General features: G+C 60.9%; 18 protein-coding genes. All 18 read right to left on the minus strand.

Translation table 11 applies throughout. The features are described from left to right. Positions 1–16 precede the first annotated feature (16 nt). The gene (locus RBI05_RS12445; protein ID WP_150458711.1) at positions 17–772 is read right to left on the minus strand and encodes an SIMPL domain-containing protein; all 756 of its coding nucleotides are present in this window, start codon (positions 770–772) and stop codon (positions 17–19) included. 162 nt (positions 773–934) lie between these two features. Beyond that, positions 935–1,204, minus strand: a complete 270-nt coding sequence (locus RBI05_RS12450) for an HPr family phosphocarrier protein (RefSeq protein WP_150458710.1) — start codon at positions 1,202–1,204, stop codon at positions 935–937. Between the two features lie 132 nt (positions 1,205–1,336). Further along, positions 1,337–2,269: a DNA-binding protein WhiA gene (gene whiA / locus RBI05_RS12455; protein WP_150458709.1), complete on the minus strand. Its 933-nt coding sequence runs from the start codon at positions 2,267–2,269 to the stop codon at positions 1,337–1,339. A 57-nt stretch (positions 2,270–2,326) separates the two neighbouring features. Beyond that, on the minus strand, positions 2,327–3,322 hold the full coding sequence (locus RBI05_RS12460; RefSeq protein WP_150458708.1) for a gluconeogenesis factor YvcK family protein: 996 nt from the start codon (positions 3,320–3,322) through the stop codon (positions 2,327–2,329). Positions 3,323–3,339: 17 nt separating this feature from the next. Further along, positions 3,340–4,242: an RNase adapter RapZ gene (gene rapZ, locus RBI05_RS12465; RefSeq protein ID WP_150458707.1), complete on the minus strand. Its 903-nt coding sequence runs from the start codon at positions 4,240–4,242 to the stop codon at positions 3,340–3,342. A gap of 43 nt (positions 4,243–4,285) precedes the next feature. Then, positions 4,286–5,236 (minus strand): ROK family glucokinase, encoded by a 951-nt coding sequence (locus RBI05_RS12470; protein ID WP_310551343.1) that lies wholly within the window; start codon positions 5,234–5,236, stop codon positions 4,286–4,288. 219 nt (positions 5,237–5,455) lie between these two features. Beyond that, positions 5,456–6,781 (minus strand): DUF438 domain-containing protein, encoded by a 1,326-nt coding sequence (locus tag RBI05_RS12475; protein WP_310551344.1) that lies wholly within the window; start codon positions 6,779–6,781, stop codon positions 5,456–5,458. Between the two features lie 30 nt (positions 6,782–6,811). Next, a complete protein-coding gene (locus RBI05_RS12480; RefSeq protein ID WP_310551345.1) occupies positions 6,812–7,039 on the minus strand; it encodes a DUF1858 domain-containing protein in 228 nt (75 codons plus the stop codon). 195 nt (positions 7,040–7,234) lie between these two features. Continuing rightward, positions 7,235–8,191, minus strand: a complete 957-nt coding sequence (trxB, locus tag RBI05_RS12485; protein ID WP_150458703.1) for a thioredoxin-disulfide reductase — start codon at positions 8,189–8,191, stop codon at positions 7,235–7,237. A 99-nt stretch (positions 8,192–8,290) separates the two neighbouring features. Next, entirely contained in the window at positions 8,291–9,637 is a 1,347-nt protein-coding gene (locus tag RBI05_RS12490) for a tetratricopeptide repeat protein (protein WP_310551346.1), read from the minus strand. Between the two features lie 221 nt (positions 9,638–9,858). Beyond that, positions 9,859–10,818: a ribose-phosphate diphosphokinase gene (locus RBI05_RS12495; protein ID WP_150458702.1), complete on the minus strand. Its 960-nt coding sequence runs from the start codon at positions 10,816–10,818 to the stop codon at positions 9,859–9,861. Between the two features lie 55 nt (positions 10,819–10,873). Further along, positions 10,874–11,695 carry a histidinol-phosphatase HisJ gene (gene hisJ / locus RBI05_RS12500; protein WP_310551356.1) on the minus strand — a complete coding sequence of 274 codons (822 nt, stop codon included), beginning with the start codon at positions 11,693–11,695 and terminating at the stop codon, positions 10,874–10,876. A gap of 21 nt (positions 11,696–11,716) precedes the next feature. Further along, positions 11,717–12,490, minus strand: a complete 774-nt coding sequence (gene hisIE, locus RBI05_RS12505; protein ID WP_310551347.1) for a bifunctional phosphoribosyl-AMP cyclohydrolase/phosphoribosyl-ATP diphosphatase HisIE — start codon at positions 12,488–12,490, stop codon at positions 11,717–11,719. Beyond that, entirely contained in the window at positions 12,487–13,245 is a 759-nt protein-coding gene (hisF, locus tag RBI05_RS12510) for an imidazole glycerol phosphate synthase subunit HisF (RefSeq protein WP_150458700.1), read from the minus strand. Before hisF ends, hisIE begins: the two co-directional genes overlap by 4 nt. A 63-nt stretch (positions 13,246–13,308) precedes the next feature. Then, positions 13,309–14,049, minus strand: a complete 741-nt coding sequence (hisA, locus tag RBI05_RS12515) for a 1-(5-phosphoribosyl)-5-[(5-phosphoribosylamino)methylideneamino]imidazole-4-carboxamide isomerase (protein ID WP_150458699.1) — start codon at positions 14,047–14,049, stop codon at positions 13,309–13,311. A 71-nt stretch (positions 14,050–14,120) separates the two neighbouring features. Next, entirely contained in the window at positions 14,121–14,738 is a 618-nt protein-coding gene (gene hisH, locus RBI05_RS12520) for an imidazole glycerol phosphate synthase subunit HisH (protein ID WP_310551348.1), read from the minus strand. Positions 14,739–14,740: 2 nt separating this feature from the next. Next, positions 14,741–15,343 carry an imidazoleglycerol-phosphate dehydratase HisB gene (gene hisB / locus RBI05_RS12525; RefSeq protein ID WP_150458697.1) on the minus strand — a complete coding sequence of 201 codons (603 nt, stop codon included), beginning with the start codon at positions 15,341–15,343 and terminating at the stop codon, positions 14,741–14,743. Then, positions 15,333–16,640 (minus strand): histidinol dehydrogenase, encoded by a 1,308-nt coding sequence (gene hisD, locus RBI05_RS12530; RefSeq protein ID WP_310551349.1) that lies wholly within the window; start codon positions 16,638–16,640, stop codon positions 15,333–15,335. Before hisD ends, hisB begins: the two co-directional genes overlap by 11 nt. Positions 16,641–16,652 lie beyond the last annotated feature (12 nt).

Raw genomic sequence — 16,652 nt, forward strand, 5'->3', positions numbered from 1 at the left:
GCCGCTAAGGGCGGTCCTAATTAAGCTGGTAGACCACGCTGAGCTGGGTGGTCACCTTCACTTCGCCGGTCGAAATCGTCGTGTCGGCGTCTGCGGCCGTGGAAGCCGCCATCATTTTGGCCTGCTCATACATGACCGGCGTATCGGTACTCACGCTCTGGCTGACGGACAGCACCGGTCCGAGCCCGCGTTTGGCCGCTTTGGCGATGGCGCCGGCTTTGACATCGGCGTTGGCCATTGCCTTCTCGATCACCTGGGCTTCAAAGGCCGATGTATCTTCGACCGCAAAGCGGGCGCTGCCGATATTATTCGCTCCGGCCCCCGATACGGCGTCCAGCAGAGCGCCCACCTTATCCAGGTCGCGATAGGCTACCTGCACGACATGGTGAGCGTTGTAGCCCTTCACCTGCTGGCCCCCCTTCTCGCTGTAAGTGTAATTCGGCTGGACGTAGAACTCGGCGGTCTGGAGATCCTTGTCGCTGATGCCCCACGTGTTCTTCAGCAGTGTCGTCACCTTCGACATCTTGGCGGCATTGGCCTTCTGCGCTTCCTGGGCCGTGGCGGCCGAAGAGTCGGCTCCAATGTTCAGGTAGACGATGTCAGGCTTCATCGACAGCTCGCCTTTACCCACGACGCTGACGGTATTCTTGGTGGATTCCTCGGCCGCAAACGCCTTCTTCGGCTCCTGCCCTGCTCCGCTCAATGCCATTCCTCCAAACAACAGACTGCCTGCCAGGACAACGGCTCCCGCCGATTTGATCCAGTTTCTCATGCGTTGTTCCTCCTTCAAAATGAGTACGTTTCCGTACCTTCTTTGACGGAAGCTGCGAACAAAGGTTGCAGCGGAATTCAGGATTTCTCCCGGCACAAATAAACGGACGCCGGTTGGGTCCGGCGTCCGTTCTCTGCCTTAATAGGGATGGAAGCTGAAGGCTTACTGGTTCTCGAGCTCTTCCTTGCTGACAAGGCCGATGAGAGCCGCCACAGCCTGATCGGCATCGGCGCCTTCCGCACTGATATGAATCTCCGTACCGGAGCTGATCGCCAAACTCATGATCCCCATGATGCTCTTGGCGTTTACTTTTTTATCCTCTTTCTCAACGAAGATTTCCGAAGAGAACTTGTTGGCCTCCTGCACGAACAATGCCGCGGGCCGAGCATGGAGACCCGTCTTCAACCGTACAACTACCGGGTGCTTTGTCATGAAACGCTTACCCCCTAATTAAGATCTGCCCAAATACGCATTTAATTTTCTCACATTATAACATTATATCCGAAACCGCAAAAGCGAACTAGAAAAAAAGTTGGCGTTTTCGGAAATCGCTTACCGGGCGGCTCAGCCGCCGCCCCGCAGTTTCTCCGCCAGCTCGTCGATCTTCCGCAGCCGGTGGTTCACGCCGGACTTGCTGACGTTCCCCTTCAGCATCTCGCCAACTTCCTTAAGGTTGATGTCGGGATGGGCCAGCCGGATCTCGGCCACCTCCCGCAGCTTGTCGGGCAGATTCTCAAGGCCCATCTCCTTCTCAAGGAACTTGATGTTCTCGATCTGGCGGACGGCTGCGCTGATGGTCTTGTTGAGATTCGCGGTCTCGCAGTTGACGATCCGGTTGACGGAGTTGCGCATGTCGCGCATGATCCGCACATCCTCGAACTTGAACAGGGCCTGGTGCGCGCCGATCAGATTCAGGAACTCGATGATCTTCTCGCCTTCCTTGATATAAAGAATGAAGCCCTTCTTCCGCTCGATGCAGCGGGCGTTCAAATGGAATTCACCGGCCAGCTCAACGAGCGCCTTGCAGTGCTCTTCATACATGGAAGCGATCTCCAGATGATATGAAGAGCCCTCCGGATTATTGACCGAGCCGCCCGCCATGAAGGCGCCGCGCAGATAAGCGCGCTTGCAGCAGTTCTTGCGTACCATCGACGGGTCAATCCCGTCGGTAAAGACAAAACCCTCCGAGACAATCTTCAGGTCGTTCAGAATCTCCTCGACCCGGGCGGGAATGCGGACGATATAGACGTTGTTCTTCTTCAGCCGCATCTTCTTGCGAACCAGAAGTTCGGTATGAACCTGGTAATGCTTCTTCAGCAAAGAATAAATCCGCCTTGCAATCGCGGCATTCTCCGTCGAGATATCGAGAACGATTCGCTTGTTCGAGAGCTGCACCGAGCCGTTCATCCGGATCAGGGCCGACATTTCGGCTTTTTCGCAGCAAGGCGGGCTCTCGATCATCGTCAGCTCTTTTTTGGTCAACGCCGCAAAAGACAAGGTCCTCACCTCTTCTTCCCATCAAAATGGCGCGGTAAACGCCGCTAGTGGCCGGTGTCAGACGACCGGCCGCTCGCTTCGTCGGCTCATCCATTCCTCTACCAGCTGGTAGATATGATGGCTCAGCCGCTCTGTATCATGCCGAAGATAGGTGCGGAACAGCACAAGCCGGTCGGCAATCAGCTGATACCGGTTATCCAACAGCGCTTCCGAGTCCAATTCGACCGGCTTCGCGCCCTTCTCGGCATATTTGTCCTGGACAGGCGCCGGAATCTCACCGTTGTTGACGATCACATAATCGAACAAATGCAGGCCGATATGGTCATAGACCGCCTGCAGATGATCGCTGACCGTATAATTATCGGTCTCGCCGGGCTGGGTCATCACGTTGCAGACAAAGATCTTGATGGCCTCCGAGGATACGACCGCCTCCGCCAGCTTCGGCACGAGCAGATTCGGCAGAATGCTGGTGTACAGACTTCCCGGCCCCAGCAGAATGGCATCCGCCTGGGCAATCGCTTCAAGCGCCTCCGGCAGCGGTTCCACATCGGCCGGCTCCAGAAAAACGCGCTTGATCTTCTTGCCGGCCTCGGGAATCTTCGATTCGCCGCTGACCAGGGTGCCGTCCTCCATCAAGGCGTGCAGCACGACGGCTTCTCCGGCGGCCGGCAGCACCCGGCCGCGAACGGCAAACACCCGGCTCAGCTCCCGCACCGCGGTCACAAAGTCGCCGGAGATGTCGGTCAGCGCGGCCAGGATGAGATTGCCGAGGCTGTGCCCGGCCAGCCCTTCTCCGCTGCTGAACCGGTATTTCATAATGTCTTCCATCAGCGGTTCTACGTCCGCCATTGCCGTCAGCACATTGCGGATGTCGCCGGGCGGCGGCATCTGCAGCTCGCTGCGCAGAATGCCCGAGCTCCCGCCGTCGTCGGCCACGGTAACGATGGCCGTGATATCGAGCGGCTTCTCTTTGAGTCCCCGCAGCATCACGGACAGACCGGTTCCCCCGCCCATAACGACGATGCGCGGCCGGTGCCTTGCTGGTTCAGCCATTGCGATCCCTTCCCTCGTTAGTGGCGGTCGCGCTCGGCGTCCCGGTGGCTGACCGATACGGATTCCGTCTCGCTGACTCCCAGCATTTTGCCCAGATACTCGGAGATGGCGACCGAACGATGCTTCCCGCCGGTACAGCCGATGCCGATAATGACCTGAGCCTTGCCTTCCTTGTGGTACTGGGGAATCAGGAAATGAAGCATATCAAGCAGTTTGGTCAGGAACGCCTGCGTTTCAGGCCATTTCATTACATAGTCATATACATCGCTGTTCTGGCCGGTATGAGGACGCAGTTGATCGACATAATGCGGATTAGGCAGAAAACGGACGTCGAAGATAAGATCGGCGTCGATCGGGATTCCGTATTTGAAGCCGAACGACGTAATGTTGACGGACAGCGTGCTTTTGCCGACATGGGAGAAACGGGAGACAATCTTCTCCTTCAGCTGCGCCGGCTTCATATTGCTTGTATCAATCACCTGGGTGGCGGAGTTCTTCAGTTCCTCCAGCATTTTGCGCTCCAGCCGGATGCCGTCCAGCGGCATGCCCTTGGGAGCCAGCGGATGATGGCGGCGGCTCTCCTTGTAACGCTGTACCAGTACAGAGTCCGTTGCGTCCAGGAACAGAATCTCGCAGCTGATGGTGAACTGGTCCTTCATGAAGGCCAGCGATTCCGACAACGCCGTAAAAAACTCCCGTCCGCGCAGGTCGATGACGAGCGCTACCTTGGCGATCTTGCCTTTGGACTGCTCAATCAGCTCCGCAAATTTCGGGATCAGCACGGGGGGCAGATTGTCGACGCAGAAGAAGCCAAGATCCTCCAGACTCTGGACGGCAATCGTCTTGCCCGCCCCGGACATTCCCGTAATGATAATGAGGGTGGCTCCGGCGGCTGCGGGAACGATATCCTGTTCGGTCATCAAGCTTCCCCTCCTAGATTAAGGTATGAACGTGGACCCGATGTTAAGAACGCAGCAGCAGTCCGGCCGCACCGACGATGCCGGCGTCGTTGCCGAGCTGGGCCGGAATGATGGACACGCCGGTCTGCAGCGGAGCGGGAGTGAGCTGGGCGAACACGCGGCGCACTTCGTCGAACAGAATGTCGCCGGCTTTGGATACCCCGCCTCCGATAATGAAGACTTCCGGATTCAGCACAGCGGCGAAGGCGGCCATCGACTTGCCGAGATAGAAGGCGGCGCGTCCGACGATGCGCAAAGCGACTTCGTCGCCGGCCTTGGCCGCGTCGAAGACGTCCTTGGCCGTGATCTGCTCGACGAGCGACAGCGTCGTCCGGTCGCCGCGGGCCACGGCGTCAGTGGCCATGCGAATGATGCCTGTAGCCGAGGATACCGTTTCGAGGCAGCCCATTTTGCCGCAGCCGCATTGAATCGCTTCCAGGTCCGGAACAACGGAGATATGGCCCAGCTCGCCGGCCAGACCGGCGTAGCCCTGATAGATCTTCCCGTTGATAATAATGCCGCCGCCCACGCCCGTTCCGAGCGTATAGCAGACGCAGTTGTCGATGCCGCGGCCCGCGCCGCTCCAGGCTTCGCCGAGAGCCGCCACGTTGGCGTCGTTGTCTATGCGTACGGGCTTGTTCAGTCGGCTCTCCAATACGGCGCGGATCGGCACATCCCGGAAGCCGATGTTCGGCGCCAGAATAATGATGCCTTCCTTAATATTGGTGAATCCCGCCACGCCGGCGCCTACGCCGGCCAGCTGATCCCAGGTGTAGGGGGAATCCTCAACAATCTGGCGAACGTATTTCTCGATATTGTCGATGACGGTCTCAACGCCGTCCTGGGTTCCGGTCGGACCCTCAAAAGTGTGCAACAGCTGCCCTTCGGCATTGCAGATTCCCACTTTAATGGCGGTCCCGCCCAAATCCACGCCTACGTAGATGTTTTCCGACATGTTACAAGCCACCTTTTTCTCTTCTCGTATTGGCATTACGTTACTCACTATAATGGAAGGTGTTCCTGCGGTCAAGGATTCACGGCACACCCGGCTCCCTTTCAAAAAAACTGCAATCAGAGACTTTATTCATCATTAGAAGCGCTGGTCAGACGGTGAGCCATGCAGAAAAAGCAAAACCGCCCGCTGCCCTAGCGGCAGACGGACGGTTGAATCAGGCTAATCGGCCAGAATCCGTTTCTGGCCTTCGAGCGCCCGGATCGGCGCGATGTTCTGCGTGAACTCCAGCGTTCCCCGGTAAGCGCCCGCTTCGTCGCGGACGGCGAAGTAGCGGATATACACCATTTTATCCTTGAATTGAATCCAGAAATCCTCGGCATCCTTGCGGCCGGACTTGAAGTCCTCCAGCAGCTTCTCGACGACGTGTACGCTCTGCGGCGGATGGCAGTTCTGGACGGTGCGGCCGATGACTGCCTTCGTGCGGGCGAAGATCCGCTCCTTGCCGTGGGAGAAGTACCGGACGACATCGTTCTCGTCGATAAACGTCAGATCCACCGGCAGGTGGTTGAGCACCAGCTCCAGCTGCTCGACCGACAGGATGCCGGTGGCAAAACGGACATAGCCCTGCGGCGTCTGTCCGGCAGCGTCTGCGGCTTCGCCGGCTTCCGCTCCGGCGGAACCCTCCGCACCGGACATGGCGGCGCCTCCGGCGGCTGCCGGGTTAACCGCGCCCGGCTCCGGGGCGCGTTCAGGAACCCATTCCCGCTGCGGCGAGGTGAGGCAGAAGCCGATTTCGTCGCTCTCGCGGGCGATTTTGACCCATTCGTCTTCGGTCAGCTTCTCCAGGGCCATCGGCAGCAGAATGTTCTCTTCCTTGAAGATCATTTCGTTCACTTCGCGGATCACGATCTCCAGCGCATCGAGCACCGCCGGCTTGTTGGCTGAATCGTAAGGCGCAAGCAGCGCCTTGGCTTCCTTGATGACCGCCCGGATCGCATCGTCCACGCCCCACATGACCTTGGTCGGCCCGTAGATGCCGTATTTCTCCAGGTACGGGAACAGCAGATTCTCCTTGCGGCTGTAGTGCTTATCGAGATCCATCAGCAGGCTGAGGTCTTCCAGCAGCTTGTAGACCGTCTCCTGGCTGTCTTCCCTTGTGAATTTGTCCACATGCAGTCTCAGGCGAAAATTAACGACGCGCTCGACCTCCCGGTTCTCCTCTTTGAACGTGTGGACCGGATGGCCTTCCTGCTCTTCGGGCGCATTCGAACGGTGAATGTCCTGAATCGATCCCTTGAAAATCGCCGTGTGCACCGAGCAGAGCCGCTGGACTTCCGCAACCGGAATGCCTTCCTCTATCATCAGCGCGTTCTCCATTGCGGAAATCTCCGATACGGATACATCTCCGACCGCTTCCTCGAAGCGGGCCTTCACTTCCTCCACGCTCTTGCCGGCGTGCAGCTCCTTGATGATCTCTTTCAGCATTTCCTGACGGCGGGTCTGCTCCGGCGCTGCAATCTCCCGGTTGTTGATCAATTCGCTCATCTTCGTTCCTCCTAATATATAGGTCGTCTTCTACTCGGCAATCTGAAATCCGCGGCTGCGAAAAGCCGCATAGACCGTCTCCGGCTCCATCTTCTTCATCTTCATGCCCTTGGACAGCGTCATGAACCGGCCTGCGGTCTGAAGCATGCCCGGCTTGGCAATATCGCGGAAGCCCAGTTCCGTCATAATCTCCATCGCTTCAGGATGGCGGCTGACGAGGTCGAAGACCGTTTCATCAGGGTTAAGCACTTTATCCATAAGGAAGCGCTCCTTTTCCGTTACCTTTACTTCAAATTTAAGTGATAATCATTATCATCATGGTATCACCGGGACCGGTTCCGCACGTGTGACGGAACGCACAGCAGTTGGGGCATTCCTGCGACAAAAAAGAAGACCGCCCTAAACGGACGGCCTCCCTTTTGTTACGAAACCCAAGCGCAGTGCGCTTCGGGATTATTTATCGAGCGATTCGCTCCAGTCGTGCACCATCGTGCCCTCCAGGAACTTCTCGGCGTCCATCGCCGCCATACAGCCGGTTCCGGCTGCCGAAATGGCTTGGCGGTACCGGGTATCCTGCACGTCGCCGCAGGCGAACACGCCGGGGATATTGGTCTCCGTCGTGCCCGGACGAACCGCAATGTAGCCGTTCCCGTCGGTCGTAATCTGCCCGCCGAGGAAGCCGGTATTCGGCGTATGGCCGATGGCCACGAACACGCCGCTGGCTTCCACCAGCTCTTCCTCGCCGGTCTCGTTGTTGCGGACGCTTAGTCCCTTGACGGCGCCCTGCTCGTCCGTCGCCACCGCAAGCGGCGTACGGTTCAGCGCCCAGGAGACCTTCGGGTTCTCCTTCGCGCGGTCCTGCATGATCTTCGAGGCCCGCAGCTCGCCGCGGCGGTGAACGACCGTGACTTCCGAAGCGAAGCGGGTCAGGAAGCTGGCTTCCTCCATGGCGGAGTCGCCGCCGCCGACGACGACGATCTTTTTGCCGCGGAAGAAGAATCCGTCACAGGTGGCGCAGGTGCTGACGCCGCGTCCCACGTTCTCCTGCTCGCCCGGAATACCGAGGTAACGCGCCGAGGCGCCTGTGGAGATGATAACCGTCTCCGCCTCCAGAGTGCCCATACCGCTGACGGTCAGCTTGAACGGACGCTGCGAGAGATCGACTGATTCCACCCATCCGTTCTTGAACTCGGCGCCGAAGCGCTCCGCCTGCTTGCGCATATTGCCCATAAGGTCAGGTCCCAGAATACCTTCCGGGAATCCGGGGAAGTTCTCGACTTCCGTCGTCGTCGTCAGCTGACCGCCGGGCTGCAGCCCTTCGATCACGAGCGGATTCAGGTTGGCCCGCGCCAGATAGATCGCAGCGGTCAGCCCGGCGGGTCCGGTTCCGATTACAATGGTTTTGTACATAGGCTTGTTGGCCTCCTCGTCATGGATGGAATTCTGCAAAATCAAATACAGGCACATAAGCTTCAGGCGATCAAGGTTGACCGGCGGGGTGTCCCCCTCTTAGGAAGGCTCCATGCCGATCAGATGATGCAGCCGGCTCAGCGCCGCTTCTTCCACTTCTTCGCCCTGCGTTGGCAGCGGCTGCTGCGCCAGCTCGCGCAGCACTTCGGCCAGCTCGTTGTCGCCGATCCAGTCCAGCGCCTCCAGCACCTGCCGTCTCAGGGCGGTGTCGCCGTAGCGGAGCGCCCAGAAGAAGGAGGAGCGCAGCAGCGGATTGCTGCGGGCCTGCTCCGCGAAGCTGCCCGAGCGGTCCTTCCACTGCTTGAGCTGTTCCTGGAAAGGAAGCTGGTAGTTGTAGCTGACCGGCGGCAGCGGTTCGCCCGCGGCGGCCGACCGCCCGAGCTGGGCGAGATAGAAGCCGGGCACCGCCGAATCCGGGTCGGCCTTGCCGGCCTGCCGCCAGCGGCGCTCCGCTTCAGCGTACAGACCGCTGTTGCAGGCTGCGGCCGCGCAGTAATGCAGCAGCACGGCATCTGCGCCGGCCTCGCCGCTCTTCAGGAGGCGGCGGAAATGCCCGTAAGCGGCCCGGTGCCGGCCGAGAATGCCCATCGTCGTCGCCAGCTTGAAGACATGCTCTTCATGAAACGGCAGCATGTTCTCCAGACGGCAGAGAAGCGACTCCGTCTCTTCTCTTTTACCCTCGTATTGCAGAAATATCGCCAGATTGCACAGCGCATGCAGATTGCCCGGCTCCAGTTCCAGCACGCGGGCGATGCTGGCCTTGGCTCTGGCGAAGCGTCCCATATAGAAATGCGCAAGCGCCAGATTATTATGCGCCGCCAGGAAATCGGGTACCTTCTCGACGATCTCCTCCAGCATCTGTACGGCTTGGGGGAACTGCCCCTCTTCCAGCAGCGTTCGGGCCTGCTCGTGTTCGGCCATGCCTTCCCGGCTCTTGATCCGGTGCGGCGCAACCGGACGGTCCAGCTCATGGCGCAGAAGCTCCATCAGCTCTTCGGACTCGGCCAGGAACTCGCCGCTCGGGTCCTCTTCCAAATAAGCGATCAGCGAACGCTCCGCCTGCTCAAACTGCTCCATATTGGCATAGTTGTTCGCCATGTAGAAATGGCATTCCGTCATCGCCGGATCAATGGCTTCCAGCACATGGGCCAGCACCTCGTTCGAGGCCTGATAATCGCCCATTTCCGACAGGATACCGGCCATATTGCAATGATTGACCGGGTTCTCCGGCTCGTATTCAACCGCTTTGCGGAAATTTCTCAGCGCTTTGTCATATTGCAGCTTGTCGAGCGAACGAACCGCCCGTTCAAAGAAAAAATGCGCATCCAGCGTAACGGACAGCAGCTTCCCGCTCTCTCCGCCCCGCTCTGATGTCTGTTCGATCATGGAAGCAAAGCACCTCCTTATCTGCTTCCCTTCTTGCCTGGGCCGCCTTCTCCATCCTTGTCATGGGGCGACCGTCATCCAACAGTATATCATAAATGCACGGCCAGTTCCCGGCAAGTAGGGCTTGAAGATCAACATGGGGAAGCGGGCGGAGAGGCAAGAGGGTCAGTTAAGCGGGAAGACAGCACATCTGGCGGGACGGCCGCAAAAAAACGCGGGCTCTAGATGCCCGCGTCCTCCCGAAGCTTGTCGATGGAGCCGCCTTCCATGATTATCCGGGTCGCCCGGGCGAGAATCGTTGCTACGGACAGCACCTTGAAGGTGTCCGGGTGCGTCTCCGGCAGCGCAATCGAGTCGGTGACGACAACCTCCTCGATGCCCGGATGGCTCAGCTTCTCCAGCGCTTGCCCGGAGAAGAGTCCGTGGGTGGCGCAGATAATGCTCTTGTTCGCGCCCCGCTCCAGCAGTCCTTCGACCACATTCACAATGGTCGTTCCGGTATCGATCAGGTCCTCGATAATGACCGGCGTTCGTCCCTCGACATCGCCGATGACATGCGTGATGACCGACTCATTGTGAGCCGGGCGCTTCTTGATCATAATGGCAAACGGCGAATCCAGCCGGCTGGCCAGCTTCTCCGCCATCGAGGCCCGCCCCGCATCGGGAGAGACGACGACCACATCCCGCAGCCCCTTCGTCTTCAGATAGCCGCTGATGAGATCAAGCGCGGTCAGATGGTCGACCGGAATATTGAAGAACCCTTGAATCGCCGCGGCGTGCAGATCAATCGTCAGCACGCGCGTCGCTCCGGCGGTCGTCAGCACATCCGCGACCATCTTGGCCGAGATCGGCTCCCGCGGAGCCGATTTCCGCTCCTGGCGGGCATAGCCGTAGTACGGCACAATAATGTTGATCGTCCGCGCCGAGGCACGCTTGGCGGCATCGATCATCACGAGCAGCTCGACGAACAGCTCGTTGATCGGATGCGACAGCGACTGCACCAGGAAGACATCGCAGTTGCGAATGCTCTCCTCGTAGTGGACATAGATCTCCCCGCTGAGAAACCGGGTAAGCTTGATCGGCCCGAGCTCTACCCCGAGGCGCTGGGCAATGTCCGCAGCCAGCTTCGGGTTGGATGAGCCGGAGAAAATGCGCAGATGAGGCTGCTGGAAATCCGCCATCATGGGTCCTCCCTTTTCTGAAAATACCGATACTTGCGTCGGCTCCGCCGGGAATCTACAGCGGGACCGCCGACCGGCGCCGTCCCTCGAATACCGCCAGCTCCGTGAAGCCGATCTCCCGGAGCTGCGCCCGGGCGGCGTCCAGGCCTTCGCCGAGCTTGGCCGGATCATGCGCATCCGAGCCCAGCGTCAGCGGTATGCCGAGCGCCCGCGCCTCCCGCAGCAGATACGGCGCGGGGAACATCTCCTTGCAGGGCTTCGTGAGGCCCGAAGCGTTCAGCTCGATGGCGGCCCCGGAAGCGGCGATGCCCCGCAGCGCATCCAGCGCCAGCTCCCGGGCTTCGGCGCGGTCCTCTTCCGTGTCCGGGCCGAAGCCGAATCTTTTGACGACATCCATATGTCCAATGATATCATACATCCCCGTTGCCGCCGAACGCTTCACCGCCCGGTAATACGCCCGACAGACCTCCAGCGGATCGCGGCCTTCCCAGCCCGCCGTCTGCCGGAAATCCGTGATATCCCATTCTCCCAGAAAATGGACCGAGCCGATCAGATAATCCCACGGATACGGCTCCAGCACCCGCGCAATCTCCTCCTCATAGCCTTCGATATAATCGGCTTCCAGACCGACCCGGATTTCGATGCTTCCCCGGTACTTCTCCCGCAGCTCGAGGCACTCCTCCACATAGCGCGGCAGCTCGGACAGCGGCATCGCCATCTCCGGATAATAGCGGTCCGGGTCGACATGAAGGAGCGGCAGATGGTCGGACAGCCCAAGCTGGCTGTAACCGAGCTCGATCGCCCGCCGCACATATTCCTCCAGCTTGCCCGAGGCGTGTCCACAGCGCTCATGATGGGTATGATAATCGATCAACACGGCCATGGTTCAAGCCTCCTTCTAATCGCGGCGCGGACGCTCGTGCCGGGCGCTCAGCTCCGCCATGATCTCATCAAGCGGCAGCTTGCGCTGCTGCAGCAGGACCAAGAGATGGTAGATCAAGTCGCTGACCTCCAGCCGAAGCTCGGCATTGTCCTTGTTCTTCGCGGCGATAATCGTCTCCGAAGCCTCTTCGCCGACCTTCTTCAGAATCTTGTCCACGCCCTTGTCGAACAAATACGTCGTGTACGCGCCTTCCGGCCGCGCCGTCTCCCGTTCGGCAATGACCCGCTCCAGCTCCGCCAGCACGGCAAAACGTCCCGCGCCTTCCGAGGAAGCCGCCTGCGCCGTGCTCGCCGCATTCGTCCCATCCGCAGCCGAAGGGACAAGCCCGCCCAGCGAGGGCGTCTCGCCCTGCTGCTTGTCCTGCCGCTCTCCTGCCGGAGGCAGTTCCCGGAAGAAGCAGGTTCTCTCCCCGGTATGGCAGGCCGGTCCGTCCGCACGCACCAGCACGAGCAGCGTATCCCCGTCGCAGTCGTACAGAACCCGGTCCACCCGCTGCGTATTGCCGGAAGTGGCCCCTTTATGCCAGAGCTCGCTGCGGGAGCGGCTCCAGAACCAGGTCTCTCCGCTCTCCAGCGTCAGTTGAAGCGATTGTTCGTTCATATAGGCGAGCATCAGTACCTCGCGCGTATCGGTATCCTGCACGATGGCCGGAACCAGCCCGTCCCCGTTCCAGCGGATTCCCGGCGCCCCGTAAGTCTGGCTGCCGATTTCCTGTCGTCCGTCGCTCATCGAATCTCCACTCCTCTGTTCTTCAGGTCGGCCTTCAGCTTGCCGATCGCAATTTCCTTATAATGAAAGATGGTCGCCGCAAGCCCCGCGTCGGCCTTCCCTTGCGTGAAGACTTCGTAAAAATGCTCCTCCCGGCCCGCTCCGCCGGAGGCAATGACCGGAATATCGACCGCGTCCGCAACGGCCGCCGTCAGCTTCAGATCGAAGCCGTCCTTCGTTCCGTCGGCATCCATGCTGGTCAGCAGAATCTCGCCGGCTCCCAGCCTTTCGGCTTCCCTGGCCCACGCTAACGCCCGCAGACCCGACGGCTTGCGTCCGCCGTGGGTGTACACCTCCCACTCGCCCCACTCGGGATTGAACCGGGCGTCCAGGGCCAGCACGATGCACTGGGAGCCGAAACGCTGCGCGCCTTCCGCGATCAGCGCCGGGTTCGTCACCGCCGCCGTGTTGATCCCGATCTTGTCGGCGCCGGCCCGCAGAATCGCCTTCATATGTTCCGGCGACGAGATGCCGCCGCCGACCGTGAACGGGATCGAGATCTCTCCGGCCGTCCGCCGCACGACCTCGATCATTGTCGCCCGCCCCTCCACCGAGGCGGATATATCCAGGAACACCAGCTCGTCGGCGCCTTCGCGGTCATACAGCGCCGCCAGCTCCACCGGGTCGCCGGCATCCCGCAGATTCACAAAATTCACGCCCTTGACGACCCGCCCGTCCTTCACATCCAGGCAGGGAATGATCCGTTTTGCCAGCATGGGGTCCCTCCTCTCTTCCTCTTCTCTCTATTCTGCTCTCTGCCCAGCTCACTGTGCCTTCGCCTAAGCCCGGGGCTCCAGCGCTCCAAGCGCCTCCGGCAGCGAGATTGCGCCCGTATAGATCGCCTTGCCGACAATGGCCCCGCCGACTCCCGCATCCCTGTGGGCGCTCAGCCGCAGCAGATCGTCCAGCGCGCTGACCCCGCCCGAAGCAATCACCGTCTTCCCGCTGGCCTTCGCCATCGACAGAATTCCTTCCACATTCGGCCCCTGGAGCATGCCGTCCCGGGAAATGTCCGTATAGATGAATGTCTCGGCTCCCTTGACCGCCAGCGACTTCGCCAGATCCTCGGCCCGCACCTCGGAGAGATTCAGCCAGCCCCGCGTCGCCACGTAGCCGTCCTTGGCGTCGATACCGATGGCGACCCGGTCGCCGTATTTCGCGAGCACCGCTTCCGTGAAGGCCGTATCCTCAATCGCCGCCGTGCCGATAATGACCCGGCTGACGCCGACCGCGAACAGGCGCTCCACATCGGCCAGCGAGCGGAGCCCGCCTCCGACCTGCACCGGCACATTCACGACCGAAGCAATGGCCCCGATGACGGCATCGTTGATCGGATGACCCGCCTTTGCCCCGTCGAGATCAACCAGGTGAATGTACTTCGCTCCCTGCGCCTCCCAGGCTTTGGCCGCCTCCAGCGGATTCTCGTGGTAGATCGTCTCCTGATTATAGTCCCCCTGCTTCAACCGGACGCATTTGCCCCCCAGAATGTCGATGGCCGGATATACGATGAATGATGACATGGCCGTTCCCCCGCTTCCCTGTATTGGTTCCCCGCGCGGCCGGCCCCAATCGGCTCCGCCGCCTTCTTTCGCTACAGCTCCAGCTTCATAAAGTTCTCCAGCAGCCGTCTCCCCGGCTCCCCGCTCTTCTCCGGGTGGAACTGCATGCCCATCACGCTCCCGCGCCCGACGACTGCCGTTACCGGGTGTCCGTAATCTGACACCGCCAGCACATCTCCCGGCTCTTCCACCAGGGCGTGATAGGAATGGACGAAGTACACATGCCCTTCGTCCAGCCCCGCCAGCAGCGGGTGCTCCGGCTGAAGGAACCGCAGCCGGTTCCAGCCCATATGCGGCACCTTGTAGCCTTCGCGCGGCTCGAACCGGACCACGCGGCCCGGCAGCAGGCCGAGGCCCTCGTGGGCGCCGTATTCCTCGCCCCGGGTGAACAGCAGCTGCATCCCCAGGCAGATGCCCAGCAGCGGCTGCCGCCCTTCGGCGGCCACCTCAAGCACCGCCTGGTCCAGCCCGGTGTCCCGGAGATGCGCCATCGCATCTCCGAACGCGCCTACGCCCGGCAGGATAACCCGGTCAGCCGCCAGAATCTCGGCGGCGTCGCCGGTTACCAGCGCTTCCTGCCCCAGCCGTTCAATCGCCTTCGCGACGCTGTGCAGATTGCCGATGCCATAGTCTACGATGGCGACCGCCATATCTACAGCACTCCCTTCGTCGAAGGCACGCCCTTGACCCGCGGGTCGATGGACGTGGCCTCGTCGAGCGCCCGGCCGAGCGCCTTGAACACCGCCTCGATCATATGGTGGGTATTGCTGCCGTAATGCACAATCACGTGGAGCGTAATGCGCGCCTCCAGCGCGAATTTCCACAGGAACTCCTGCACCAGCTCCGTAGAGAAGCTGCCGACCTGGGAAGAGGGATACTGCGCCCGGTACTCGAAATGCGGCCGGTTGCTGATGTCGATGACCACCTGGGCCAGCGACTCGTCCATCGGCACGAACACGCTGGCATACCGCTTGATGCCCGCCTTGTCGCCGAGCGCCTCCCGCAGCGCCTGGCCGAGACAGATCCCGATGTCCTCCACCGTGTGGTGATCGTCGATCTCAATGTCTCCCTTGGCCGTCACGTCCAGATCGAACTGTCCGTGCTTCGTGAACAGGTCCAGCATATGGTTCAGAAAGGGCACATCCGTGTTCAGCTCCGCCTGCCCGCTGCCGTCCACGGCCAGAGACAGCTTGATATCCGTCTCGTTCGTTCGGCGGGACAGCGCCGCCTGTCTGCTCGATTCCTTATTCTCCATGGCTCGTTTCCCCTTTCGCTTCGCGCTCCAGCCGGATTTCTATCGCCCGCGCGTGGCCCTCCAGCCCTTCCCGGCGCGCCAGCTCCATGATGGCAGCGCCGTTCTGCAGAAGCGCCTCCCGGCTGTAGTAGATCAGGCTTGATTTCTTGATAAAATCATCGACGTCCACCGGCGACGAGAACCGCGCCGTCCCGTTCGTCGGAATAATATGATTCGGCCCGGCCCAATAGTCGCCCACCGGCTCCGAGCTGTACGGGCCGAGAAAGATCGCGCCGGCGTTCCGGATCGCGCCGGTCAGGCCCATCGGGTCCCGCGTCACGATTTCGAGGTGCTCCGGCGCCAGCCGGTTCACCACCGCAATCCCTTCCTCCAGGGACCCGGTCACAATGATCGCCCCGTACGCCTCCACCGAGGCGCGGGCGATCGGTTCGCGCGGCAGCGCGGCAAGCTGCCGCTCCACTTCGGCGGCGACCTGGTCCGCCAGCCGCTGGGACGGGGTGACGAGAATGGCCGAGGCCATCTCGTCGTGCTCCGCCTGCGACAAAAGGTCCGCGGCGACGTAGGCCGGCTCGGCGGTATCATCCGCCAGCACCACAATTTCACTCGGCCCGGCGATGCTGTCGATATCGACGGCCCCGTACACCTCGCGCTTGGCCAGCGCGACATAGATGTTGCCGGGCCCGCAGATTTTGTCGACCGGCGGGACCGACTCCGTGCCGTAGGCCAGCGCGGCTATGGCCTGCGCGCCGCCGATCCGGTAGATCTCGCTTACACCCGCTTCCGCGGCCGCCACGAGAATATACGGATCTATGCCTTCTCTGCCGCCGGTCGCGGGCGGGGTTACCATCACGATCTCCGGCACGCCTGCAATCTGGGCCGGGATGACATTCATCAGCACCGAGGAAGGATAGGCGGCCTTCCCGCCGGGGACATAGACTCCGACCCGCTGAAGCGGCCGGATGATCTGGCCCAGGACGCTGCCGTCCGGCTGCAGATCCATCCAGGAGTTGCGCTTCTGCCGGGCGTGGAACGAGCGGATATGGTCCGCCGCTCCCCGGATTGCCTTCACAAATGAAGGCTCCACCTCTTCATAGGCTGCTCTCAGCTCCGCATCCGTCACCCGGATGCCTCCGGCATCCAGCCGGACGCCGTCGAACCGCTCCGTATAGCGGAACAGCGCGGCGTCCCCTTCCTTTTTGACCCCGGCCACAATTTCCCGGACCGCAGCATTCTGCTCCGGTGTGCCGTAATCCACATCCCGCCGCAGTTCAAACTCGCTTGCCGTTACTATCTTCACTGCCCGCTTCCC

Origin of the sequence: Paenibacillus glufosinatiresistens (assembly GCF_031470375.1) — a bacterium.
Lineage (GTDB): Bacteria > Bacillota > Bacilli > Paenibacillales > Paenibacillaceae > Paenibacillus_AQ > Paenibacillus_AQ glufosinatiresistens.

Coding starts and splice junctions, on each gene's coding strand:
- RBI05_RS12445 (WP_150458711.1), bottom strand. CDS start 772: ATGAGAAACTGGATCAAATCGGCGGGAGCCGTTGTCCTGGCAGGCAGT.
- RBI05_RS12450 (WP_150458710.1), bottom strand. CDS start 1,204: ATGACAAAGCACCCGGTAGTTGTACGGTTGAAGACGGGTCTCCATGCT.
- RBI05_RS12460 (WP_150458708.1), bottom strand. CDS start 3,322: ATGGCTGAACCAGCAAGGCACCGGCCGCGCATCGTCGTTATGGGCGGG.
- rapZ (WP_150458707.1), bottom strand. CDS start 4,242: ATGACCGAACAGGATATCGTTCCCGCAGCCGCCGGAGCCACCCTCATT.
- RBI05_RS12470 (WP_310551343.1), bottom strand. CDS start 5,236: ATGTCGGAAAACATCTACGTAGGCGTGGATTTGGGCGGGACCGCCATT.
- RBI05_RS12475 (WP_310551344.1), bottom strand. CDS start 6,781: ATGAGCGAATTGATCAACAACCGGGAGATTGCAGCGCCGGAGCAGACC.
- RBI05_RS12480 (WP_310551345.1), bottom strand. CDS start 7,039: ATGGATAAAGTGCTTAACCCTGATGAAACGGTCTTCGACCTCGTCAGC.
- trxB (WP_150458703.1), bottom strand. CDS start 8,191: ATGTACAAAACCATTGTAATCGGAACCGGACCCGCCGGGCTGACCGCT.
- RBI05_RS12490 (WP_310551346.1), bottom strand. CDS start 9,637: ATGATCGAACAGACATCAGAGCGGGGCGGAGAGAGCGGGAAGCTGCTG.
- RBI05_RS12495 (WP_150458702.1), bottom strand. CDS start 10,818: ATGGCGGATTTCCAGCAGCCTCATCTGCGCATTTTCTCCGGCTCATCC.
- hisIE (WP_310551347.1), bottom strand. CDS start 12,490: ATGAGCGACGGACGACAGGAAATCGGCAGCCAGACTTACGGGGCGCCG.
- hisF (WP_150458700.1), bottom strand. CDS start 13,245: ATGCTGGCAAAACGGATCATTCCCTGCCTGGATGTGAAGGACGGGCGG.
- hisA (WP_150458699.1), bottom strand. CDS start 14,049: ATGTCATCATTCATCGTATATCCGGCCATCGACATTCTGGGGGGCAAA.
- hisH (WP_310551348.1), bottom strand. CDS start 14,738: ATGGCGGTCGCCATCGTAGACTATGGCATCGGCAATCTGCACAGCGTC.
- hisB (WP_150458697.1), bottom strand. CDS start 15,343: ATGGAGAATAAGGAATCGAGCAGACAGGCGGCGCTGTCCCGCCGAACG.